This is a genomic window from Nodularia sp. UHCC 0506, from assembly GCF_034931045.1.
Taxonomy (GTDB): domain Bacteria; phylum Cyanobacteriota; class Cyanobacteriia; order Cyanobacteriales; family Nostocaceae; genus Nodularia.
The window spans coordinates 1-19372 of sequence record NZ_JAYGHH010000058.1 but is presented as its reverse complement, the minus strand read 5'-3'; the positions used below and the strand labels follow the sequence as shown (position 1 = coordinate 19372).

Here is a 19372-nt window from a genome sequence, read left to right as displayed (position 1 = left end):
ACAGGGGTTACGCATAAAGATTGAGGCAGATATAGCATTTCTGACATGAAGTGCAAACTAAACTGACTTATTATCGCTTTAATCAAAAGAGTGAGTTTCAGAAAAATTCTTGACCATACGAATGACAGGAAGAACGTTTTTGTTTGGAAGCGAAATCTCAAATTGCTGAGAAATCTGATAGCCGAACCTGCGATACAACGGCTCACCAGCTAATGTGGAGATGATCTCAATGGTCTTAAATCCAGCTTCTATCGCTGCCACTTCACACTGTCTCATAATTTTGCTACCGATTCCTTTACGTGCAAACGCTGGATGAACAAAGAACGCCCGAATCTTTGCAGGTTCAAACCTTGGATCGAGTAAGATATCTTCTTCCACTTTCTTACCCAAATCGCCTCCATAAAGCGTTTTTCGTTTACTCCATCCGCCACAGCCGATGACCTGACTTGCACTCTCAGCGATGAAGTAGGTTTTATCCTGGATTAATTGACTATCGACACCAAAGACGGTTCCCAATGCTCCTTCAATTTGTTCAGGAGTGTAGTAGTTTGCTTGAAGTGTTCTAGCGGATTCTGGAATCAGACTCGCTAATGCAGGGATGTCTTCTGGACGAGCTAGACGAACGTATATATTCTTTTGTGTCATTTACTTAGTCTCATACTCTTGCGCTGCTGGCTTTACCTGCTGGCTGAGTTTCAGTAGTAGGATTTTCTGATGTATTCTTGTCTTCACCAAGAGAAGTCTTTTTCTGGCGACGACTGCTTTTCCTCAACTCACCTATTAAATACTTAATCCGGCTACCACTTAAATTAATGCCCTGCCCAGCCAACATTTCTGAAACTTCATCGTAAGTGTAGCCATATTTATCAGAAGTCAGCTTCTCGATATACCGTCTCATCTTGCGAACAGCTTCCCTGTCTGATACATCCTCGCGCTCCTTCGGCTTTTGCTCCTTTAAGACGCTAATCGCCTCATCAATCTTGCCCTTAGTAATCTTCTCAGAATCTTTTGGCTCAACCATTGCTATGAAATCAAATTGCTCATCATAATTTATATATTTTCCCCTATTTTTGAGATTGTATGACTCTACAATTTCAGCCGATTGCAGCTACGCTGGTTTTAATTTTTGTAATGCGGCTACGCCGTTATCATCATTTATTAGAGACTGATATAATTTTCCAGTTCTGGCTACGCCATTATCATCATTTTACTGATGCCGTTTAACTGATGCTGATTTTCCCCCTGACCACTCCCAGCTACGCCATTACCACCATTTATTAAAAGCTGTTCTACTTTTCATGTCCGGCTACGCCCTCGCTATATTCATCCGATGCCGACTGTAGCTGACTCTTGCTGACTGTTGCTAACCATAGCCTTGTCCCTCCGGCTATGCCGTCGCAGTAATTCAGCTAACACTGATATAATTATTATGTTTCAGCTACGCTGTAATTGTCCTTCATCCTCCCTGAATCACCAAAACCCAGCCCCGGCTACCCCCGCACAGTTCCGCCCCCACTGACCTGTCGCCCACCCCCCGCAGCGTAGCTAGAAGCAAGCCGTGTCTTTTGCCTCCGGCAAACCTCGCTCCGCTCGGACGACAGGCTTGCCAAATGGGGAAGTCTCCCCCTTTGGAAACCCCCTCCCCCACCTCCCACAGTTATGCGCCCAAAACTGTCCAAAAACCTCCTGCGTACCAAAACCCTAGAAGCTCGTGTCAACGCCATTGAACACGACATGATTAAACTCAAAGCACAAGACGCAGGACTCTCAATAGCTGAATTCACCCGCCGCAGCGTATTACTCAAACCACTCCCCAAACGCACCAGCAAAATCACCCTGGCAACCTACCGCGAATTATCCCGCATCGGTAATAATATTAATCAACTCACCAGAGCCACCCACACAGCCATTAAAATGGGACTGCACCCACCCGCAGACCCAGAAGAATTAGCACAGTTACGCAACCTCCTACAAAAGATAGGACGAGAACTGTCCCAAATGGAAACCGACCCCACCGATGAGGACGAAGAAGAAGATGAAGATTGGGAGACAGAATGATTGGCAACCAAACCAAAGGTAAAAGCTTTCGCGGACTCCTCAACTATCTCGAAAACCGAGAAAAGTCATCCTTAATTGGTGGCAATATGTTTGGCACAAATGCCGCCGAACTAGCCAGAGAATTTCGACTGTCTCGACAACTCAACCCAGAAGCCCAAAAAGTAGTTCACCATGTTTCCCTCTCACTCACCCCAGGCGAACAGCTAGATAACGAGACATGGTGCGAAATCGCCGACAAGTATATAGAGGCAATGGGTTACACAGCCAACCAATACGCCATTTACCGCCACAACGACCGCGACCACGACCATATACACATTTGTGCCAGCCGAATCAGCCTAGACAATGGCAAAATTACCAGTGATAGCTGGGAATATGTACGCTCCGAAAAAATCATTCGCCAGCTTGAACTAGAATACAGTTTACAACAAGCTCAAAGTAGCAAAGAAAAACTCAACCGCGCCCCCAGCATAGGACAACAACGACGCATCGAGCGAGAACAACTAGAATACGAGCAAGGCCAGAGAAACACACCGCCACAACAAGCAATCAAAACCCAACTAATTGAACTAATCGACCGCGCCACAATAGACCAACCCACCATGCCCCAAATGATTGAAAGATTGCAATTATTGGGTGTAGAAGTGCGCCACGGATTAACACGCAACGGCAAGAGTAAAGGTATCTCCTACGCCTGGAATGAGCAAAAATTTAGCGGTACAAGTTTAGGTGCAGCCTACACCTTCCCTGGACTACAAAAACATAAAGAAATTGATTACCAACCACAACGCGACGACCAACCCATTCAGCAACTGCTGTTAAATCCAGTCAAACCGATATCCTCTGATGAAGTACAAAAGTTTCTCCAAGAGATTGAACAGAAACAACAGTTGCCATTTACGCCCCCAGCAGAAGATGAAAGCCTATGGCCTGCATTAAAAAATTACTTGACTGAAAAACGTGGCATATCATCTGCATTTGCGGAAGCATTACATGAGCAGGGGTTGACTTACGTAGACCAGCAGCGAGCTGTTGTGTTTATCAAATGGGATTTAGATCGTGAAAAGTCAGGCGCACTGATATGGCATACCCGTAGCCAAGATAATCTCACTGTTGAGTATGACAAAACCACCAAACCCTCACCGGGTTGGTTTCATTTGAGAGTGGGTGGTAAGCCAGGGGATACAATCGAGAGAGTATTCTTGTGTGATACCCCCATTGATGCCCTGTCAGTAGCAGAGATTGACATGATATCACATAAAGGGTTGCCACCAGTGAGAACAATGTACATGGCAGTGGATGACCCAAATAACTTGCCATTAGAATATTTCAAAGATGTTAGCAGAATTGGGCTGGCTTTTAATAATAATGCTCAGGGTCATGAAACCGCTAGTGCTGTCTTAGAATTGCTGCCCCAAAGTAAGAGACTTCCACCCGATGAGCAAAATTGGAATGAGGATTTGCTGGCACTGCTGCACCAACAGGAACTAGAACGCTCCTCACGACAGCGCCAGCAGGACAGAGGTTTGAGTCGTTAGTTTAGTAATCCCCTCGATGCAGCGAAGTGGGCGCGAGGGAGGGGCTTTGCCCCGTCCCTCTGGACTCCCTCCCCAATGCCAGTTGTTGACCGAGCGCTGTAGAAACCCCCTGGTGAGGCCAACTAAATTCTTCGCAGCGCTCAGTCACCGCTTCGCTACAACTGGCTTGAGTAAGAGAATCAGGTAAGAAACAGCTTTCAAGAGGTGATCTCAGAATTTAGCAATCACCGGAATTAAAGATAAAACTTGGTGTGAATTGTATATTGGTAGTGAGATGGTGAGATTTACCCAAAACCTGGGCTACGACAAGCGCGCAACTGGGTCATCGCGTCCTGCTCATTTCACCCCTCATTCAATAAATTTGTGTCTACTTCAACCTCAGACAAAAACCTTAATTGTTCTTCTCCCGAAAAATATCAAGCAAGTCAAAATCTACCAAATTTAACCGATGTTGATCCTGTAGGTAAAACTTGGGAAAAACACCGAATTAATGCTGATAAAATTGCTGAATATTACACCCAAGCAGATGATGAGACTTTTAATGAATATGCTTGCCGCTTAAAAAGCTGTTCTGAGTGGCTAGAGTTTCGCTTAATTCCAGAAGAATCAGCAGATATTCTCAAGTTAAAATTAACAAATGCGCGATTTTGTCGAGTGCGTCACTGTCCGGTTTGTCAGTGGCGACGTTCTATGATGTGGAAAGCAAAAGCTTATCAGATTCTCCCTCAAGTTGTCACAGATTACCCTAAATACCGTTGGTTGTTTATCACTCTGACAGTAAGAAATTGCCAAATTGAAGAACTCAGAGAAACCTTGGATGAAATAAACAAAGCTTTTAAACGTTTGTCAGAATTGAAAGCATGGCCAGCTAAAGGTTGGGTAAAGTCAGTAGAAGTTACGAAAGGTAAAGATGGAATATCAGCACACCCACATATACACCTTTTAGCGATGGTACAGCCTTCATATTTCAGTCATGGCTATCTTTCTCAAGCTAAATGGGTATCATTATGGCAGAAGTGTTTAAGGGTGAATTATCAGCCAGTAGTTGATGTCAGAGCGATCGCAAAACACCATGATCCAAAAGTTCTGATTCCTGAAATTCTGAAATATCAGGTAAAAGAGTCTGATTTATTGGATGATAGGGAATGGTTTCTAGAGTTAACCCGTCAACTACACAAAACTAGAGCGATCGCAGTTGGGGGAGTTCTCAGACATTATATGCGAGAATTAGAGGAGAAAAATCAAGACCTTATTGGTGAAAGTGAAGAGATAGATGAGGTGATAGATGATAGTTTATTTTTCCGATGGGATAAAAGATTACAAAAGTACAAATTATAGTGATAACTAAGAGAGAAGTAAAGACCTAAAAAGCAGTCACGAAGAGGAGTATAGCAAATCAGGAATGTAAATAAGTAAGCAGAAGCTAGTTATCATTGGAAAGCAGATTAGAATTATGGCTGACTAAATTAATACCTATTTGAACGACCTGCATAGAGATATAGTAATCCTGTCTATCAAGAATGAGCAAAGTAGAAAGACCAGACATGATTAAGGTAAAACCAAAGTAAGTAGTAAGTTTTCTAAGCATATTTAACGAATAAATTAGTAACAAGAGGAGTAAGTAAAGGTAGAGAGAATAAACAAGTCAAGTCAAGTAAGTTGGTAGTAGTAACACCTCCTTAAGTTCAAAACAACAAATAGCTTCTGTGTTGAAGAAGGACTAGCTAATTACAATATTGAAATTCAGGCTATATCATGACCCTAGCGTATATTGAAAGAATCGCACAACGTCAATGTTGATTACAATAATGGCGATACAATTCAAGCAAGTTTTCAAAACCAAAACTTGCTGACAGACTTTTTAGAAAAGTTAGCAGGATGAAGTTGTTCTATAAATCAAACTCTCACGTTTTTAAATTTTTGATCTCCCAAACCTGACTTAAATCTAAAACAAACCACTAATTATGAGTCATGGTGATTCCTATCGGAGAGCTTGGCGAACGCAGGTGGTATATTTTTTGTCAAGCCTCAAAGAAATGGGAATGAATGGTTAATGCATAATCAACTCACCTTCGTAAATTGGCGAAGGTATTGCTGTTAAAGAGTTAATTAAGTTAACGCCGCCGTCATATATTCCGGTGATGTCATACGCCAATAACTTCACAACTTTTCATCTAATAAAATTTTAGTCAGTGAGCCGCTTGTAAAGAGAACTCCTTGCCGATAATTACCGCATCTCCCCAAATTCCCTAATATATTCTACCAACTCCTTAGTATGCCCCCCTGAAGAAATTCGCGCCAAATCCCCCACCAAAATAAACAATTCCCGCGCCCTACTCACAGCCACATTGAGTAAATTAGGACGGCGATTAATAAACCAAAGACTATCACTGCCTTGACATTGGCGAGTTGAGAAAATTATCACCGACTTTTGACCACCTTGAAAATTATGAACTGTGCCAATGCTCTTGTCAGAAAAATCATCTGTCCAACGAGACTTTAAACGTTGAGTCAGAGCATTTACCTGACGACGATAAGGTGAAATCACGCCAATAGTCTTGTCAGAATCAGGAGAATTAAAACAATAACCCACCCCTAACAACTCCTCAATCAACGCCTCTACCGCATCAACCTCTGCCCAATTAACATTGTTCTCCAGCCTCCCCTCCACATGACAACCAATTAGGTTAGTACCCAGTAGAGAATTCTTCGGTTCAGTTTTGATGATCATCCCATAATTGCACAAGCGATCGCAAAAATCAGCAATCACCGGAACGCAACGATAATGATACTTCAGGATAATCCCCTGACCAATATCTCCCGCTTGTCCTAATGCCCCAGCCGCCCGATGATAAGCAGTAGAAACAGTAGAACTGTAACGGTCATAATCCGCATCCGTAAGACCCTGCTCCAAAAAAGACTTGCGGCGATATTCATCTTTCTGTTGGTCACTCAAATTAATCACAGGCTCCAATTGCAACGGGTCGCCTACAATCAAAGCCCGATTACACCGCACCAAAACCGGAAAAACCTGATGGGGTGGAATCTGTCCCGCTTCATCGACAATCACCTGAGCGATACAGCCACTATCAGGATAAGGAAACAAACGCCGAATAGAATGTAAAGTACAGAGAAACACCGGAAACAACAGACTGATATCCCGATAAACATTTCTCCAATTCACAGATAACTGACGAAAAGCCTCCCATTCGCCATTCAGGACAGCAATATAAGTCCTCAGAGAAACCATCACCTCATCTTGTCGCCGCAGAGCTTCCTGCTGCTGAAACTGCCAAGACCACTCAAATAACTGAACTTGCAACGAATGCAACTCAGTGTAGAAACGACCATAAAAATCTTCACTACGATAAGAAGCCAATCGGCTTTCCACTCCAGAACGGCGATTCATCAACTCAGACAGTTGCCCTTGTAACAACTCAAGCTGCCCTTTGACCCTCTCAGAATCACCCTGTTCTTCCTGCCATTCTCCTGCTGATTTGAGTAGCTGAGAAACACTCTCATAGCCTGCTATCAAAGATTCAGTTGTCAATGGAATTTGAAAAGGAAAAGGAGTCGCCAGCGTTGCCAACACAGGCATTTCTATTTGTTTGTGTAAACGCTTGAGAACATAACGCGGACTACTTTTAGTTAACTCCTGCCAGAATCTCTTAATCCCCTGCCAAACCTGCACAAACCAGTTGTCTTTTTTACGTAACCCTTGCCCATCTGACTTACCTAACCCCTGTCCATCTTCAGACGGTAAACAACGCCTAGCACCGTCAAGATAGTGCCTGATTTGCTGGTACGCTTCTAGGGGGAACTGAGAATAGTCCCGTGAAAACGCCAATGGTGACGACGACTGAGACTCAGACCCATTTGTATTTATCGCCGACTCAACCACTTGTATCTCGTGACATAACTGCTCTAATAATCGCGTATCAGCAGCTTTCTGTTCCTGCTCATATTCATCTTGCTTGATATGGTCTTCTACCTCCTGAACACCAGCCAATAATTGTTGCTTCAGCGACTCCCATTCAGCATCATTAAACCTTGCCGTAGCCAACCAATCCAGTGCAGCTTGCAAGCGAGGTAGAACTTGGCTATCCACTAACTCCAAAGAACCGCCTGATAGGTAGAAACCGTCAGAGAAGAGGCTGGGTGCAGGGGGAAGAGGGCAGGGGAGAAAGTCTTGACCCTCCGTTTCCTGCTCCTTACTTCCCACCCTTTCCTGGTCAAGAGAGAAATGGTTGGCTAAAAGTTCCTCAACATTATTGACAGCATACTTATTAGTGCTAGTAACCAAAGTTAAATTACTTTCATCTTCACCCTTTCTTGCTAATTCCACAGCACGACGTACCACTTGTTGCGCTATCTTATGTAACAACAAAGTAGTCTTGCCATTTCCCGGTGGGCCAATTACCGCAGTAATGGGATTTGACTGGGAATGTTTCAAAGCAAGTGCTTGATAATCATCCGGCGGCGAGTGATTCAACGCCCCTAAAAATACGATGTCATGTTCAGGTGCTTGTGGTTCTCCAAACAAGTATTCATAAGCCGGATGTCCGGGTCTTGCCCAATTCCAGTTTCGCTGGTCGCTAATTTTCAGAAAATCTTTTTTGAGGTTGTAATTGAAAGGAAAGTAGTCAAAGTCCAACAGATAGGGCAGAAGTTTCGACCGCACAGGAAAGGCTGGTAATTCAATCAGTCCCATAAAATCCTGTAGCGTTTTAAAAGGACGATTAAAAGTGGTTTCCAGAAACACCTTCAACCCTTCCCTAGTAACTAACTCCTCAGCCCCTTCTTCCTCCAACCCGTACCACTGCATCAAATTGGGAATAACAGGTTGAAACTCGTAATCAGTTAAATCCCATCCCCCAGTACGATAATTGCCTGTAAAGATAGGAGAAATGTCAATGGTAAACAACGGGCGAAATTGACGGCGATTCGTTTCAATCTCATAAATCTGCGGGAAAGCTACAGCAATTGATGGTAATTTTGGTTGAACCTTTTTCTTTGAGCTTTTAAACGGTTCCTTGAGTTCCTTGAATAAAGACTCATCAAGCAATAATTTATCACCGATTAGATTTACCCCAGAGTCCCAAATATTGGGTTGCTCCGAATCGGCAGATTCTACTTTGGCATTACTCAAATTTTCGACTTTGATGAAATCTAACCAAGCATTGAGTAATTCTCGAATCTGTAACTTTTCTGCCATCTCCGTTTCTTCCCCCTGATAACACAGCAACTCGTGCTAAACAAAAGCAATTCGTGCCAAATTACTCATCACCCAGTAACGCTTCCAGTTTGTTTAAAAGGTTTACTAGCTGTTTCTGCTTGCGAGGTTCTTTCCAAAGCTGACGCTTCTTAATGCGCTGGGTGATATTTTTGAGTTGTTCCGGTATTTGGTTAGATGCTTTAGATGAGTCGGGTGATTCAGCCGAACTGCTGGCTGGGATTTGTTCCTTGATTTGGCTTAAAGACCAGTCCTGAGCTATCGCCTCCGATAAAAGTTGTTTTCGCAGTTCATCATCTTTTACTCGTGCTAGGGCTTGGGCTTTGGTGTATTCCAACTGACCAGAGCGCAGTGCCATTAAAATGTCAGATGGCAGATTGAGCAAAGGTAAACGCTTGGTGGTGAACGATAGCCAATTCATCAGTCCCAGGCTTTCAAACACCTCTTTAACCGTGGGAAATTGTTCATCATCTAAGTTAGGAGAAACGTTTCTCCTAGATTTTTTCGATTCATCTCCTTTAGAAGAAATGTTTTCTCCAGATTCTGCCTCATCATCTAACTTAGGAGAAACGTTTCTCCTAGATTCATTTAATGAGTCTTTTGAGTGCTGTTCCCCTTTACTGTGGGCGTTCTTCATCCGATACAGCAGGGATTTGACAGATTCCACATCACACTTAAGCCGGATAGCCAACAGGTACAAAATCCCTTCAGTTTCTTCAACAGGGTTAAGGTCTTCTCGTTGCAGGTTTTCTATCAAAGCCAACTGAAAAGCTTGGTCATCAGTTAGCTCACGCACAACCACAGGCACATTTTCTAGTCCCACCTCTGTAGCTGCCCGATAGCGTCGTTCTCCTGCCACCAATTCGTATTGACCTTCCGCCACTGGACGCACCAACAGAGGTTGGAGAATGCCATGCTGTTTAACTGACGAGACTAATTCTTTTAATGCTTGTGGGTCAAAGTATCGCCTGGGTTGCTGCTCAGGCAGACGAATATCTTTGAGCTTGATAGTAGTTTCAGTAGCACCTGCTGCATTTCCCGACTGTGAGTCTAACCAAGGTGCTGGGGGTGGGGTGGTAATTTGACCCCCAAAGGGTTTTTCAGTTTGCTTGCGTCTAATCACAAAGCCTCCAAAGCCAAAGCAATTTCTTTAAGGATAGCGACTATAGAATGTTTAGGGTCAAACACCGCTAGGGGCGCACGTTCTTCTGTGGCATCGACAAAAGCCGTGGCTCTGGGAATAGGTGGAAATATCCGACCCCAAGCTAAAAGTTGTTCATTGATGGCTGCTAATGCGCGTTTATCGGCTGAGTTCTGTTGAGCATACCGCGTAGGAATAAACCCAGCTATTTGAATTTTGCGGTTAGCTTTATTTTTTACGTGGGTAATAGTTTGTAACAGTTCATCGGTTCCCTCGAAAGCTTTGAGATGGGTTTCAATGGGGACGAGGACGTGTGTGGCAGCAACTAGGGAGATATAAGAAAGTAATCCTAAACTGGGGGGACAGTCTATGAGGATAAAGTCGTATTCATCCAAAACTGGTTCAATGGCTTCCTTGAGGCGCAAGTCACGCATAGCTGCACTGACTAACTGCATTTCGGCTCCACTCAGGACTCGGTTAGCTGGAACCAAGTCCATACCGTGAATGCCCTCATGAATTGGTAAGGGCTGCTCATCGATAATGGCATCAGCAATGGTTTTTTGTAACTGAGATGGCACTACCCCCATGAATTTGGTTAAGGATGCTTGGGGGTCGATGTCGATGAGCAGGACGCGGTGTTCTCGTTGTGCGAGGTGGTATCCCAAGTTTTGGGTCAGTGTCGATTTGGCGACACCACCCGCCTGATTAAACAGGGCAATAATGCGGCATGGAGAGTCAGATGTTGACACTGGCTTTGGTTCCTAGAAGATACGTTGACGTTGGGTCAATCGGCTCGGTTTTAGTTTCCAGTTTACGTATATCAGATGAATCAAGTTTTATTTTAGATAGAAATCGCAGCAGCGTTTATATAACTTTATCGTATGTAGATGATACGGTGTTACAGAAGACCACTTCAAATAAAGGAGCCAGTGAGTGCATCTCAACCCCTCTGTGGTGCTGTAGTGGTTCTCAAGGATGCAGGTGATAGGCGTAAGCCTTCTGCCTCACTACTCCTCAATTACTTTAGTCCTTGTGCGGAGTTTTGCTTTGAAGTGTGATTTTTAAAGAATTATGGGACACTCCTAACTGGATAATAAAGTTGTGTTAGGGTGTGAGAAATGATTCCAGAATTTGACGTAAATGGTAATTTACCATCAGGGGTGCATTGGGCAGAATGGTCGGATTTTTTAGAAATATTTGGGACAAACTTGACTAGACAGCGCATGATAGACGGTCTTGAACTGGCAATGACGCAACTAAAAGCAGCAGGCTGTAGAACTATTTATATTGATGGTAGTTTCGTTACCAGTAAACCAAAACCAGGAGACTTTGATGCCTGTTGGGAGGATAATGGAGTTGATATAAACTACCTAGAATCGATTGCTCCTACTTTATTTAATTTTGCGCTGCGGCGTGCCGAACAAAAAATTAAGTACAAGGGTGAAATCTTTCCGTCAAATTATCCAGCTAATGATTCCGGTACAGCCTACATAGATTTTTTTCAATTTGATACCAGGACGAATACGCGCAAAGGAATTATTGCTATAGATTTACAAAGGTGGAAACCATGATGATCAAAAATGAGCAACAGTATCAAAATTCCTTAGCTTGGTTGCAACGCTTTGAACAGTCTATAGCGGAATTGGATAACAATGAACAATTGAAGGCAGAACCCAAACGGTGGAAACTTCACAGAGATTCATATCAGAGTCAAGTTGACGAGTTAAAGTCAGAAATCACCGAATACGAAAGACTGATTAATTGCGACACCAGTAAACCTTTAAAAATTCAAGTTGATTCTTTAAATAAACTGCCAGATGCTTTAATTAAAGTTCGGTTAGCAGCCAAAATTACTCAGCGAGAACTTGCTGATAGATTAGGAATTGCTGAACAAAGAGTCAAGGAATATGAGGATACAGATTATCAATGTGCCAGTTTTGTAGAAATTCTCGAAGTCAGCACCGCTTTGGGTGTCGAATTTGAAACTGCAACTGTGCAAGTAGATTTTGCGGAAATAGAAGCAGTTAAAAAAAGCGTGGATAAATGGCGCAAAGAAAAAATGAATATTAAAACTAAAGCCTCATAAGTATGGTTGACATTTTAATTAATAAGTTCAAAATTATATGACGGGGAATTAGTAGCACCTGAACAGAAAACCGAGATAAGCAGCATTTTGGTCGCAATGCTAGTGTATTAACAGACGTTTCTACACCTGAATCTCAAAACACAATTGATGCCAGCTTCTTTCTTCTGCCTGTATTGCTCATATCTAGGTCAAACTGGACTGTCCGCGACCAAGTGAGCGCGTCATCCATCATGATAGTTACCTTGACATTATCATGATGGAGGATAACAGGGCGATGGCAGGGTTAGGGTGCGATCGCCTATTTTGTAAGTACCCGGATACCCAGATATTTGAGTATCCGGGTACTTATTCACTATTTGGGTGGGCAAGCCTCCCTTTTAAGTTGAACGGTGGGCAAAGGAGACATCTTGAAGTCTAGATAAGCTCCACATTCAGAAGTACCTATGACTAACAGAGAGGCTAAGGCCACTAAACCACCAACCTTGATGCAATCAGGTTCTAAATTTTTCATGGGGAATTGTCTTTGCGGTTTTTTTTCTGCTCTATTCACTTATTTCCAAGTTTTTTGAAAAATTGACTCAAAATTGAGAAAGTTTTTTTCTGCGTGGGAATTAATTGTAATCCGGTAAAATTAAGAACATTACATATGAAACAAAAAATGAACAAATAGCCAAAAAAAAGAGGTGAAAATCGCGTTGCTCCCGTGAAAATCTTAAAAATTTGAGTATTCAGTTTTTAGCTAAAAATAGCTGTAACCTTTAAACTGTAAGGGTTATAATCCACTAAACTTTGTACTGGATTTGCTTAATAATCATGTAGATTTTAGGCTTTTTTTTATCTAAAGCACACACGTAGATAACCCCCACAACGTTAAAGACTAGGGGGTGCGATCGCACTTTAAATACATCTGCATCTGAAAAGTAGGACGAATAATAAGATTTTATTTTTAATTTTTATTAGGTTTAAATTTTGCTGATATTTCTCTTAAATACGAGCTATTTTAAGAATACTCCACAAAATCAGGGAAAATAATGAAACTTCTACCTTTACTGCTTGTTCTCTCCGCAGGTGCGATCGCGTGTACTCCAATTTCTAGCCCTCCGGTAGTTACTCCTGTCACCCCTGTAGAGTCACCCGTGACACCAGCAGAAGAGGAAACGCCTACTATTGCATTATCAGAAGAAAAGAAGGCTACAGCCTTTGTTGATGCCTACTTAACTGAAATCACTACTGGTGGTGATTTAGATCAAGGTTTTTTTTGTAGCTTCGACACAGTTGCACAGTTCAATTCTCCCAGAGAATATAAAATCCTGCGTACAAACTTCTCTGATGGCAAAGGCAGGGCAATTGCTAGGGTAGATACTAGAAGCACTAGCGAGAACTATTTCATCGCTTTAAAGAGTGATAGACCTATGTGGGCTAGTCAAATTGGTGAAGTTGGCACTTACAATATCTGCATTGATTTTATATCGGAGCATAGAAGTTAATTATTAGTTGTAGTGAACTGCAAACATAAATGCTTCAAACTGCAAACAAGGCAATTTTGAAACCATATTATTTGCAAATAAGCTGTAACCTAAGCGCAGTAAATTTCACAGCATTTATCGCTGCTAACCGTCCAAATTATACGAACCAATTAGCCAAACACTTATGCCCGAATGTTGTGGTTTAATCTGAACGATATCCGTCCAATTTAATTATGAATTAGGTTTTTAGCAGCAAGTACCACTAACTTATTTCTTTGGCTTGGCAAAGACTCTTAAGTTTAAAATTGGAGTAATGATCAATCTTCTTTAATTTGGACAGTTTCATCCTAAAAGTACCCAAGGTGTAAGAAATGAATTATTGCCATGCCTTCGTGCAAATGATAGACTACTTGTAATAGAGGCTACCAATTGGGCTTGGTATATTGGAAACCCTATTTAAAATTTATCTACCATTCAGTGATCCCAGTAAAAAATCCATTTGACGACTTTTTGGAAAAATGATTCAGATGGTGTTGGCTCTTGGCTATAAGAGACGCAACTGAATTGACCAATAAATAGGTACTAATCACCTTTCCAGTACCTATTAAATAGGTACTGTACCTATTTCTTCTGCCAACGCGCATCCGGGCCTCGCCCTAAACATTCCAGCCGCCCCGCAGTCCTCTCTTGGCGTAAGATGCGGCGAATTAGGTCAATCCCCACAGTCGGGCATTGTGACTGTAAATCCTTAATAGAAAAATCAAATGGCATATTGCTAATAGCATCAAGCACCATAGCTGTTTTAGCGCCCTTGGTCTTGGTGACTAACCCCACTCGCTGCTCAAAGTCCCGGTACGCTGACAGCACAATGACCCCCAAAAAATATTCCCACCAAGGCAACAAGCTATGCGACCCAAGATGCCAGTTCTGCGACGACTGGTAAAGCGTATCGTAGTAACTTTCCTTCGTCCGCTCGACAATCCGCTCCAAACTAATAAACCGTCCCACCTCGTAACCAGCCTTGTATAGTAACAGTAGCGTCAGTAGACGAGCCATGCGTCCATTCCCGTCAGTGAAAGGGTGAATGCACAGAAAATCCAGGACATAAGTTGGAATTAGCAACAATGGTTCAATTTCTTCAGACTGCCAAAGGGTGTTGAACCTTTCGTGCAAACTTTCCATTGCGGCTGGTGTGGCATAAGCAGGGAGTGGCTGAAATCTCACTATTTTCGTGCCATCTGGATGGATTTCGCTAATTTCGTTGTCTACTGACTTCCAGCGCCCACCTTCAACGACAGCAAACTGATAAAGGTCACGGTGCAGCTGTAACACCACCCCTGGGGTAAAAGGGATGTAGGCATAGCTAGTGTGAATGGTCGTCAGCACATCTCGATAGCCAGCAATTTCTTGTTCCGAGCGATCGCGCGGAGTAGTTTTTTCGGCTACTAATTCCTTGATGCGTTCCAGTGGTGCGGTGATGCCTTCTATCCGGTTAGAAGACTCGGTACTCTGAATAATCGCCGCTTGGCGCAGGGTTTCCAATACTTGGGGTGACTGTTCCTTAAATAATTCTTGTTTGCCTTTATACTCACCAATCAACCGGATAGTGCGTAGTAAATTTTGAGTAATTTGCTGACGCTCAATCAAGTTTGGTTCAAATGATTTCATAAAATACATTCCCAAAGATATGCACGATACGGGAGCTATCACTGCTGATACAGCACTTCCGGCAGCTAACAGCACTTGTTTTCTAGAATTACTGTTGGCTCACCAGTCCCAATCAAAAGACTCAAACCTTTTGGGGTTCTGAGCAGTGTAGCGGACTGTATGTTGAATATTTGTATGCCCCAGGTACGCTTGAATATCTCTGGTTGGCCGTCCTTGGTCTGCCAGAAAATAACCGCAACTGTGGCGCATCATGTGGGGATGTACCTTAATCGGCAACTCAGCTGCATCTGCGGCACGACTAACAATCTTCTGAATCGCTGCCACAGTCAAAGATTTACCACGCTCATTCACAAACACGTAGTAACCCCCCTGGTCTTTGTAGCGCTCCCTTAAAATCTTCAGTCCCTCAATCTCGTCACTTTGTAACGGATGATTGCCGCTCAAACTGCCCTTAAGACGGTTAATATAAATGATACGCCTCTCAAACATGATCGCGTCCCACTTGAGTCGGCAAGCTTCCCCTGCCCTCAACCCGTGGCGAAACATCAACAGTAGCAAACAGTAATCGCGCTGTTTGTGCCTGCCCCTGTTGCCTGCTGCCTCAATTAGTACCTTCACCTCTTCTATGGTCAGATACTCTCGGCTTCGATACTCTTCATTCTTCCTTCGCTCCAACATCAGCTGCACACACCATTACTGTCCGCTTTAGGGTTGTATTACAGACAGTTTAACTCGCTACGATCCCTATGATTTCGTCAAGAGACCAACAAACTCCAACTTATTGCTAATCGTTCTCAATACACAATTATGCTCGCTTTTTCGGTAAGGGGTTAAGCCGGGATACCTTTGAGGACTATTCAAGAAATCTCTGGTCACAGTGACCTGGGGACTTTGCACCGTTATCTAGAGGTTACGCCTGAGCAGAAGCGCAAAGCTGTTTCTGTGATTGGGTTTTAGATTCTGGGGTGAAATGAGCAACGGTACAGAAAGTTACGCTAAGGCTGAAACGGTTACTGGATAAGCCTTTTAAAATTACTTCTCCAACTCCGATTTCTTGGTTGACTGTCTGTGGCGTTTGACAATATCATTGACCGTTGTCTTGCTAAGGTTGAGTTTTTCTGCAATTTTGCGGTAAGAATACCCATCACCAACCATCTGCAAAACTTTGGGACCCAACTTATCGGCTTTAATCCTTTGTCCCGGCTGTCTGCCAAATTTCTGACCTCGCGCTTTAGCAGCAGCCACCCCACTCCGCACCCTTTCTCGCAGCAAATCCCGTTCAAATTCAGCCAAAGATGCCATTAAATGAGCAATTAGCCTGCCTTGAGGTGTATTCAAATCAAATTGCAATCCAGTTTGGGCAATTAAGGAAACGTGCCAACTGTGCAAATCCTGCAAAGTCTCAATCAAATCAATGGTGCTACGTCCCCATCGGGTCATCTCCGTCACCAAGATGGCATCAATACTATGACTTCGAGCTAACGCCATGACTTTGGAACGTTCAGTGCGGTCATGTTTAGTTCCAGAAACCGTTTCCTTCCAAACACCAACCACCTCAAAGCCACAAACGGCAGCATACTCTAGTAAGTCCCGTTCTTGCCGCTCGCAGGACTGGTCAGTTGTGGAAACCCGACAATAAATGGCAACTTTTTGTACCAATTAAACCTTCTGGATTTTATAACTCTTAAACACTTGCTGTACCGTTCAATTTTAGTGTACCAAATAACTTACACTTTAATTAATACAACTTAGGACTTATGGATGGGATTCCTTACTCTCGAACAGCGACGACGCTACGGAAACTATGAGTCGGAACCAACACCAATGCAATTAGCTCGCTACTTCCATCTTGATGATACGGATAAAGATAGTGTTCTAATTCGACGTGGAAATCATAACCGTCTGGGTTTTGCCTTGCAGCTAGTTAGCGTCAGGTTTTTGGGGACTTTTTTGGAAAATCCTATTGATATTCCGCTAGGTGTAATCATTTACGTAGCCACTCAATTAGGAATCTCAGATATCGAATGTTTGCCACGCTACCTTGAGCGTTCCGTAACCCGTTGGGAGCATCAGGGCGAAATTCAACAACGCTATGGCTATCGAAATTTTAGCGTCCAACCAGAACATTGGCAATTAGTTCGTTGGCTGTACGGACGTGCCTGGGTTGGTTCGGAGAGTCCGAGTGTTTTATTTGACTTGGTTACAGCAAGGTTGGTTGAACATAAAATCCTTTTACCTGGAGTTACAGTTCTGGAGCGTCTGGTTGCCAGTGTCCGAGAGCGGACGGCGAAGAGGCTGTGGCAAATTTTATCCAAACTTCCTTCAAAGGAACAACGCTCAAAGCTTGAAGCCCTACTAGTACCCGATGAGAAAACTTGGTACACACCACTCGACCAGTTACGGCGAGCGCCAACTCGTCATAGCAGTCCCGCCTTGGTCAATGCTTTAAATCGTCTAGTTAAAGTGCGTTCCCTTGGTATCAACACTTTAAATTTCTCTGGTATCCCAGCCAGCAGATTAAAAGCTCTTGCCCGCCATGCAGCAACAATTCGAGTTCAGGCGATTGCCCGTATGCCTTTTGAGCGAAGAATAGCAACTCTAGTTGCTTTTATTCATACCTTGGAAGCTCTTGCTGCTGATGATACCCTCGATGTGCTGGAATTGTTGCTCAAGGATTTACTCTCCAAGTCAGTGCGGGATGGAAAAAAAGAACGGTTACGCACGATAAAAGACTTGGATGCCGCCGCTTTGCGGTTGGGTGCAGCTTGTGCAGTTATACTTGACCCCAATTGTGAAGATAAAAGTGTGCGTGAAGTTGTTTTTCAAAGCATTTCTCAAGAGAAGTTGCAAGCGTCTGTCGAAAAGGTGGAAGAATTGGCCAGACCGCCTGAAGATGACTATTACCCAGAACTGTTGAAGCGTTGGACACAGGTTCGCAGATTTCTTCCTTCACTGCTGCGGACAATTGATTTTCAAGCTACCAAGGCTGGTCAGTCAATTCTGAAGGCTGTGGAATTTCTCAAAAGTATTGAAAAGAAAGCAAATCCCAAGATGGATAATGCTCCACTCAATGGCATTACCAAAGGCTGGCTGCAATTAATTGTACAACCCAATGCAGATATCGACCGTCGCGCTTACACTTTCTGTACCTTAGAGCGATTGTGTGAGGGATTGCGCCGTCGAGAATTATTTATCACTCCTAGCATCCGTTGGAGCAATCCCCATGCGAAATTACTACAAGGTAAAGATTGGGAATCAGCCAGACCACAAGTTTGTCGCGCATTGAACCTGCAACCAACACCCCAAGCGGAACTGTCCAAATTGAAACAGCAACTCGATTTGGCATTTCATCGTACTGCCAATAATTTGCCCAGCAATGCAGCGGTACGCGTCGAACCTAACAAAAAAGGGCGTGACACTTTAACAGTCACCAATCTGGATAAGTTGGAAGAACCTGCCAGCTTGAAAGCTCTCAAAATACTGGTAGCAGAGTTACTTCCCCGTGTGGATTTACCAGAAGCTTTACTGGAAATCCATGCCAAAACCGGGTTTATGGATGAATTTAACCACGGTAGCCAGGAAAGTTCACGAGTAACTGATTTACACATTAGTGTCTGTGCAGTGCTGATAGCTCAAAGTTGCAACATAGGTCTGAAGCCAGTTATCCGGGCAGATATCCCAGCCCTAACTCGTAATCGACTGGCTTGGATACAGCAAAACTACCTTCGTTCTGAAACCTTGAAGAGTGCTAATGCACGGTTGGTCGATGCTCAAACTCAGATTCCATTAGCCCAGACTTGGGGTGGAGGAGAAGTTGCTTCGGCAGATGGATTGCGTTTTGTAGTGCCTGTGCAGACACTAAATTCAGGACCCAATAGTAAATATTTTGGTCGGGGTCGGGGTATTACTTACTACAACTTTACCTCAGACCAGTTTACAGGTTTTCACGGTTTGGTGGTTCCTGGAACGCTGCGGGACTCTCTGGTTGTGTTGGTTGGGCTTTTGGAGCAACAGACATCTCTTCGTCCCAAGGAACTTATGACTGACACAAGCGGTTATAGTGATGTGATATTTGGTCTTTTCTGGCTACTGGGCTACCAGTTTAGCCCTCGACTGGCTGATGTGGGGGAAGCTCGCTTTTGGCGTTTGGACTCGGAAGCAGATTATGGCGTTCTTAATGGA

17 protein-coding genes are annotated in these 19372 nt (G+C 43.5%); 8 read left to right on the top strand and 9 right to left on the bottom strand.

Annotation, left to right across the window (positions count from 1 at the left end):
• Positions 1-78: 78 nt before the first annotated feature.
• Together VB654_RS22350 and VB654_RS22345 are read right to left on the bottom strand one after the other, a co-directional pair.
• A complete protein-coding gene (locus tag VB654_RS22350) occupies positions 79-645 on the bottom strand; it encodes a GNAT family N-acetyltransferase (protein ID WP_323216026.1) in 567 nt (188 codons plus the stop codon).
• Between the two features lie 10 nt (positions 646-655).
• A complete protein-coding gene (locus VB654_RS22345) occupies positions 656-1021 on the bottom strand; it encodes a hypothetical protein (protein WP_323216025.1) in 366 nt (121 codons plus the stop codon).
• A gap of 59 nt (positions 1022-1080) precedes the next feature.
• Here VB654_RS22345 and VB654_RS22340 point away from each other — a divergent pair, with 59 nt between their 5' ends.
• The 4 genes from VB654_RS22340 to VB654_RS22325 all read left to right on the top strand — a co-directional run bounded on the left by VB654_RS22340 (position 1081) and on the right by VB654_RS22325 (position 4934).
• A complete protein-coding gene (locus tag VB654_RS22340) occupies positions 1081-1224 on the top strand; it encodes a hypothetical protein (RefSeq protein ID WP_323216024.1) in 144 nt (47 codons plus the stop codon).
• 435 nt (positions 1225-1659) lie between these two features.
• Positions 1660-2058 carry a MobC family plasmid mobilization relaxosome protein gene (locus VB654_RS22335; RefSeq protein ID WP_323216023.1) on the top strand — a complete coding sequence of 133 codons (399 nt, stop codon included), beginning with the start codon at positions 1660-1662 and terminating at the stop codon, positions 2056-2058.
• Positions 2055-3596: a relaxase/mobilization nuclease domain-containing protein gene (locus VB654_RS22330; RefSeq protein ID WP_323216022.1), complete on the top strand. Its 1542-nt coding sequence runs from the start codon at positions 2055-2057 to the stop codon at positions 3594-3596. Before VB654_RS22335 ends, VB654_RS22330 begins: the two co-directional genes overlap by 4 nt.
• A 363-nt stretch (positions 3597-3959) precedes the next feature.
• Positions 3960-4934 (top strand): protein rep, encoded by a 975-nt coding sequence (locus VB654_RS22325; protein WP_323216021.1) that lies wholly within the window; start codon positions 3960-3962, stop codon positions 4932-4934.
• A gap of 889 nt (positions 4935-5823) precedes the next feature.
• Here VB654_RS22325 and VB654_RS22320 read toward each other — a convergent pair.
• From VB654_RS22320 to VB654_RS22310, 3 genes are all read right to left on the bottom strand, one after another.
• Positions 5824-8811 carry a DEAD/DEAH box helicase gene (locus tag VB654_RS22320; RefSeq protein WP_323216020.1) on the bottom strand — a complete coding sequence of 996 codons (2988 nt, stop codon included), beginning with the start codon at positions 8809-8811 and terminating at the stop codon, positions 5824-5826.
• A gap of 61 nt (positions 8812-8872) precedes the next feature.
• Positions 8873-9949: a ParB/RepB/Spo0J family partition protein gene (locus tag VB654_RS22315; protein ID WP_323216042.1), complete on the bottom strand. Its 1077-nt coding sequence runs from the start codon at positions 9947-9949 to the stop codon at positions 8873-8875.
• Positions 9949-10719, bottom strand: coding sequence for an AAA family ATPase (locus tag VB654_RS22310; protein ID WP_323216019.1), 771 nt, complete (start codon positions 10717-10719; stop codon positions 9949-9951). Before VB654_RS22310 ends, VB654_RS22315 begins: the two co-directional genes overlap by 1 nt.
• A gap of 369 nt (positions 10720-11088) precedes the next feature.
• Between VB654_RS22310 and VB654_RS22305 the strand changes: the two genes are divergently transcribed.
• Positions 11089-11541 carry a DUF6932 family protein gene (locus tag VB654_RS22305; RefSeq protein WP_323216018.1) on the top strand — a complete coding sequence of 151 codons (453 nt, stop codon included), beginning with the start codon at positions 11089-11091 and terminating at the stop codon, positions 11539-11541.
• On the top strand, positions 11538-12056 hold the full coding sequence (locus VB654_RS22300) for a helix-turn-helix transcriptional regulator (RefSeq protein ID WP_323216016.1): 519 nt from the start codon (positions 11538-11540) through the stop codon (positions 12054-12056). The genes VB654_RS22305 and VB654_RS22300 overlap by 4 nt, the downstream gene beginning before the upstream one ends.
• Before the next feature lie 352 nt (positions 12057-12408).
• Here VB654_RS22300 and VB654_RS22295 read toward each other — a convergent pair whose 3' ends face one another.
• Entirely contained in the window at positions 12409-12567 is a 159-nt protein-coding gene (locus tag VB654_RS22295; protein ID WP_323216014.1) for a hypothetical protein, read from the bottom strand.
• Positions 12568-13087: 520 nt separating this feature from the next.
• Here VB654_RS22295 and VB654_RS22290 point away from each other — a divergent pair.
• The gene (locus VB654_RS22290) at positions 13088-13543 is read left to right on the top strand and encodes a hypothetical protein (RefSeq protein WP_323216012.1); all 456 of its coding nucleotides are present in this window, start codon (positions 13088-13090) and stop codon (positions 13541-13543) included.
• 600 nt (positions 13544-14143) lie between these two features.
• Here VB654_RS22290 and VB654_RS22285 read toward each other — a convergent pair.
• The 3 genes from VB654_RS22285 to VB654_RS22275 form a co-directional block, all read right to left on the bottom strand.
• Positions 14144-15190 carry a Fic family protein gene (locus VB654_RS22285; RefSeq protein ID WP_323216010.1) on the bottom strand — a complete coding sequence of 349 codons (1047 nt, stop codon included), beginning with the start codon at positions 15188-15190 and terminating at the stop codon, positions 14144-14146.
• A 99-nt stretch (positions 15191-15289) separates the two neighbouring features.
• Positions 15290-15868 carry a tyrosine-type recombinase/integrase gene (locus VB654_RS22280; protein WP_323216041.1) on the bottom strand — a complete coding sequence of 193 codons (579 nt, stop codon included), beginning with the start codon at positions 15866-15868 and terminating at the stop codon, positions 15290-15292.
• 354 nt (positions 15869-16222) lie between these two features.
• Positions 16223-16849 (bottom strand): recombinase family protein, encoded by a 627-nt coding sequence (locus VB654_RS22275; RefSeq protein WP_323216008.1) that lies wholly within the window; start codon positions 16847-16849, stop codon positions 16223-16225.
• Between the two features lie 102 nt (positions 16850-16951).
• Here VB654_RS22275 and VB654_RS22270 point away from each other — a divergent pair.
• On the top strand, positions 16952-19372 hold a 2421-nt coding region (locus tag VB654_RS22270; RefSeq protein ID WP_323216006.1), incomplete at its 3' end, for a Tn3 family transposase.

What these genes read in the sequence shown, in the direction of transcription:
- VB654_RS22350 (WP_323216026.1), bottom strand. Translation starts at nt 645, where the DNA reads ATGACACAAAAGAATATATACGTTCGTCTAGCTCGTCCAGAAGACATC.
- VB654_RS22345 (WP_323216025.1), bottom strand. Translation starts at nt 1,021, where the DNA reads ATGGTTGAGCCAAAAGATTCTGAGAAGATTACTAAGGGCAAGATTGAT.
- VB654_RS22340 (WP_323216024.1), top strand. Translation starts at nt 1,081, where the DNA reads ATGACTCTACAATTTCAGCCGATTGCAGCTACGCTGGTTTTAATTTTT.
- VB654_RS22335 (WP_323216023.1), top strand. Translation starts at nt 1,660, where the DNA reads ATGCGCCCAAAACTGTCCAAAAACCTCCTGCGTACCAAAACCCTAGAA.
- VB654_RS22330 (WP_323216022.1), top strand. Translation starts at nt 2,055, where the DNA reads ATGATTGGCAACCAAACCAAAGGTAAAAGCTTTCGCGGACTCCTCAAC.
- VB654_RS22320 (WP_323216020.1), bottom strand. Translation starts at nt 8,811, where the DNA reads ATGGCAGAAAAGTTACAGATTCGAGAATTACTCAATGCTTGGTTAGAT.
- VB654_RS22305 (WP_323216018.1), top strand. Translation starts at nt 11,089, where the DNA reads ATGATTCCAGAATTTGACGTAAATGGTAATTTACCATCAGGGGTGCAT.
- VB654_RS22300 (WP_323216016.1), top strand. Translation starts at nt 11,538, where the DNA reads ATGATGATCAAAAATGAGCAACAGTATCAAAATTCCTTAGCTTGGTTG.
- VB654_RS22295 (WP_323216014.1), bottom strand. Translation starts at nt 12,567, where the DNA reads ATGAAAAATTTAGAACCTGATTGCATCAAGGTTGGTGGTTTAGTGGCC.
- VB654_RS22290 (WP_323216012.1), top strand. Translation starts at nt 13,088, where the DNA reads ATGAAACTTCTACCTTTACTGCTTGTTCTCTCCGCAGGTGCGATCGCG.
- VB654_RS22285 (WP_323216010.1), bottom strand. Translation starts at nt 15,190, where the DNA reads ATGAAATCATTTGAACCAAACTTGATTGAGCGTCAGCAAATTACTCAA.
- VB654_RS22280 (WP_323216041.1), bottom strand. Translation starts at nt 15,868, where the DNA reads ATGTTGGAGCGAAGGAAGAATGAAGAGTATCGAAGCCGAGAGTATCTG.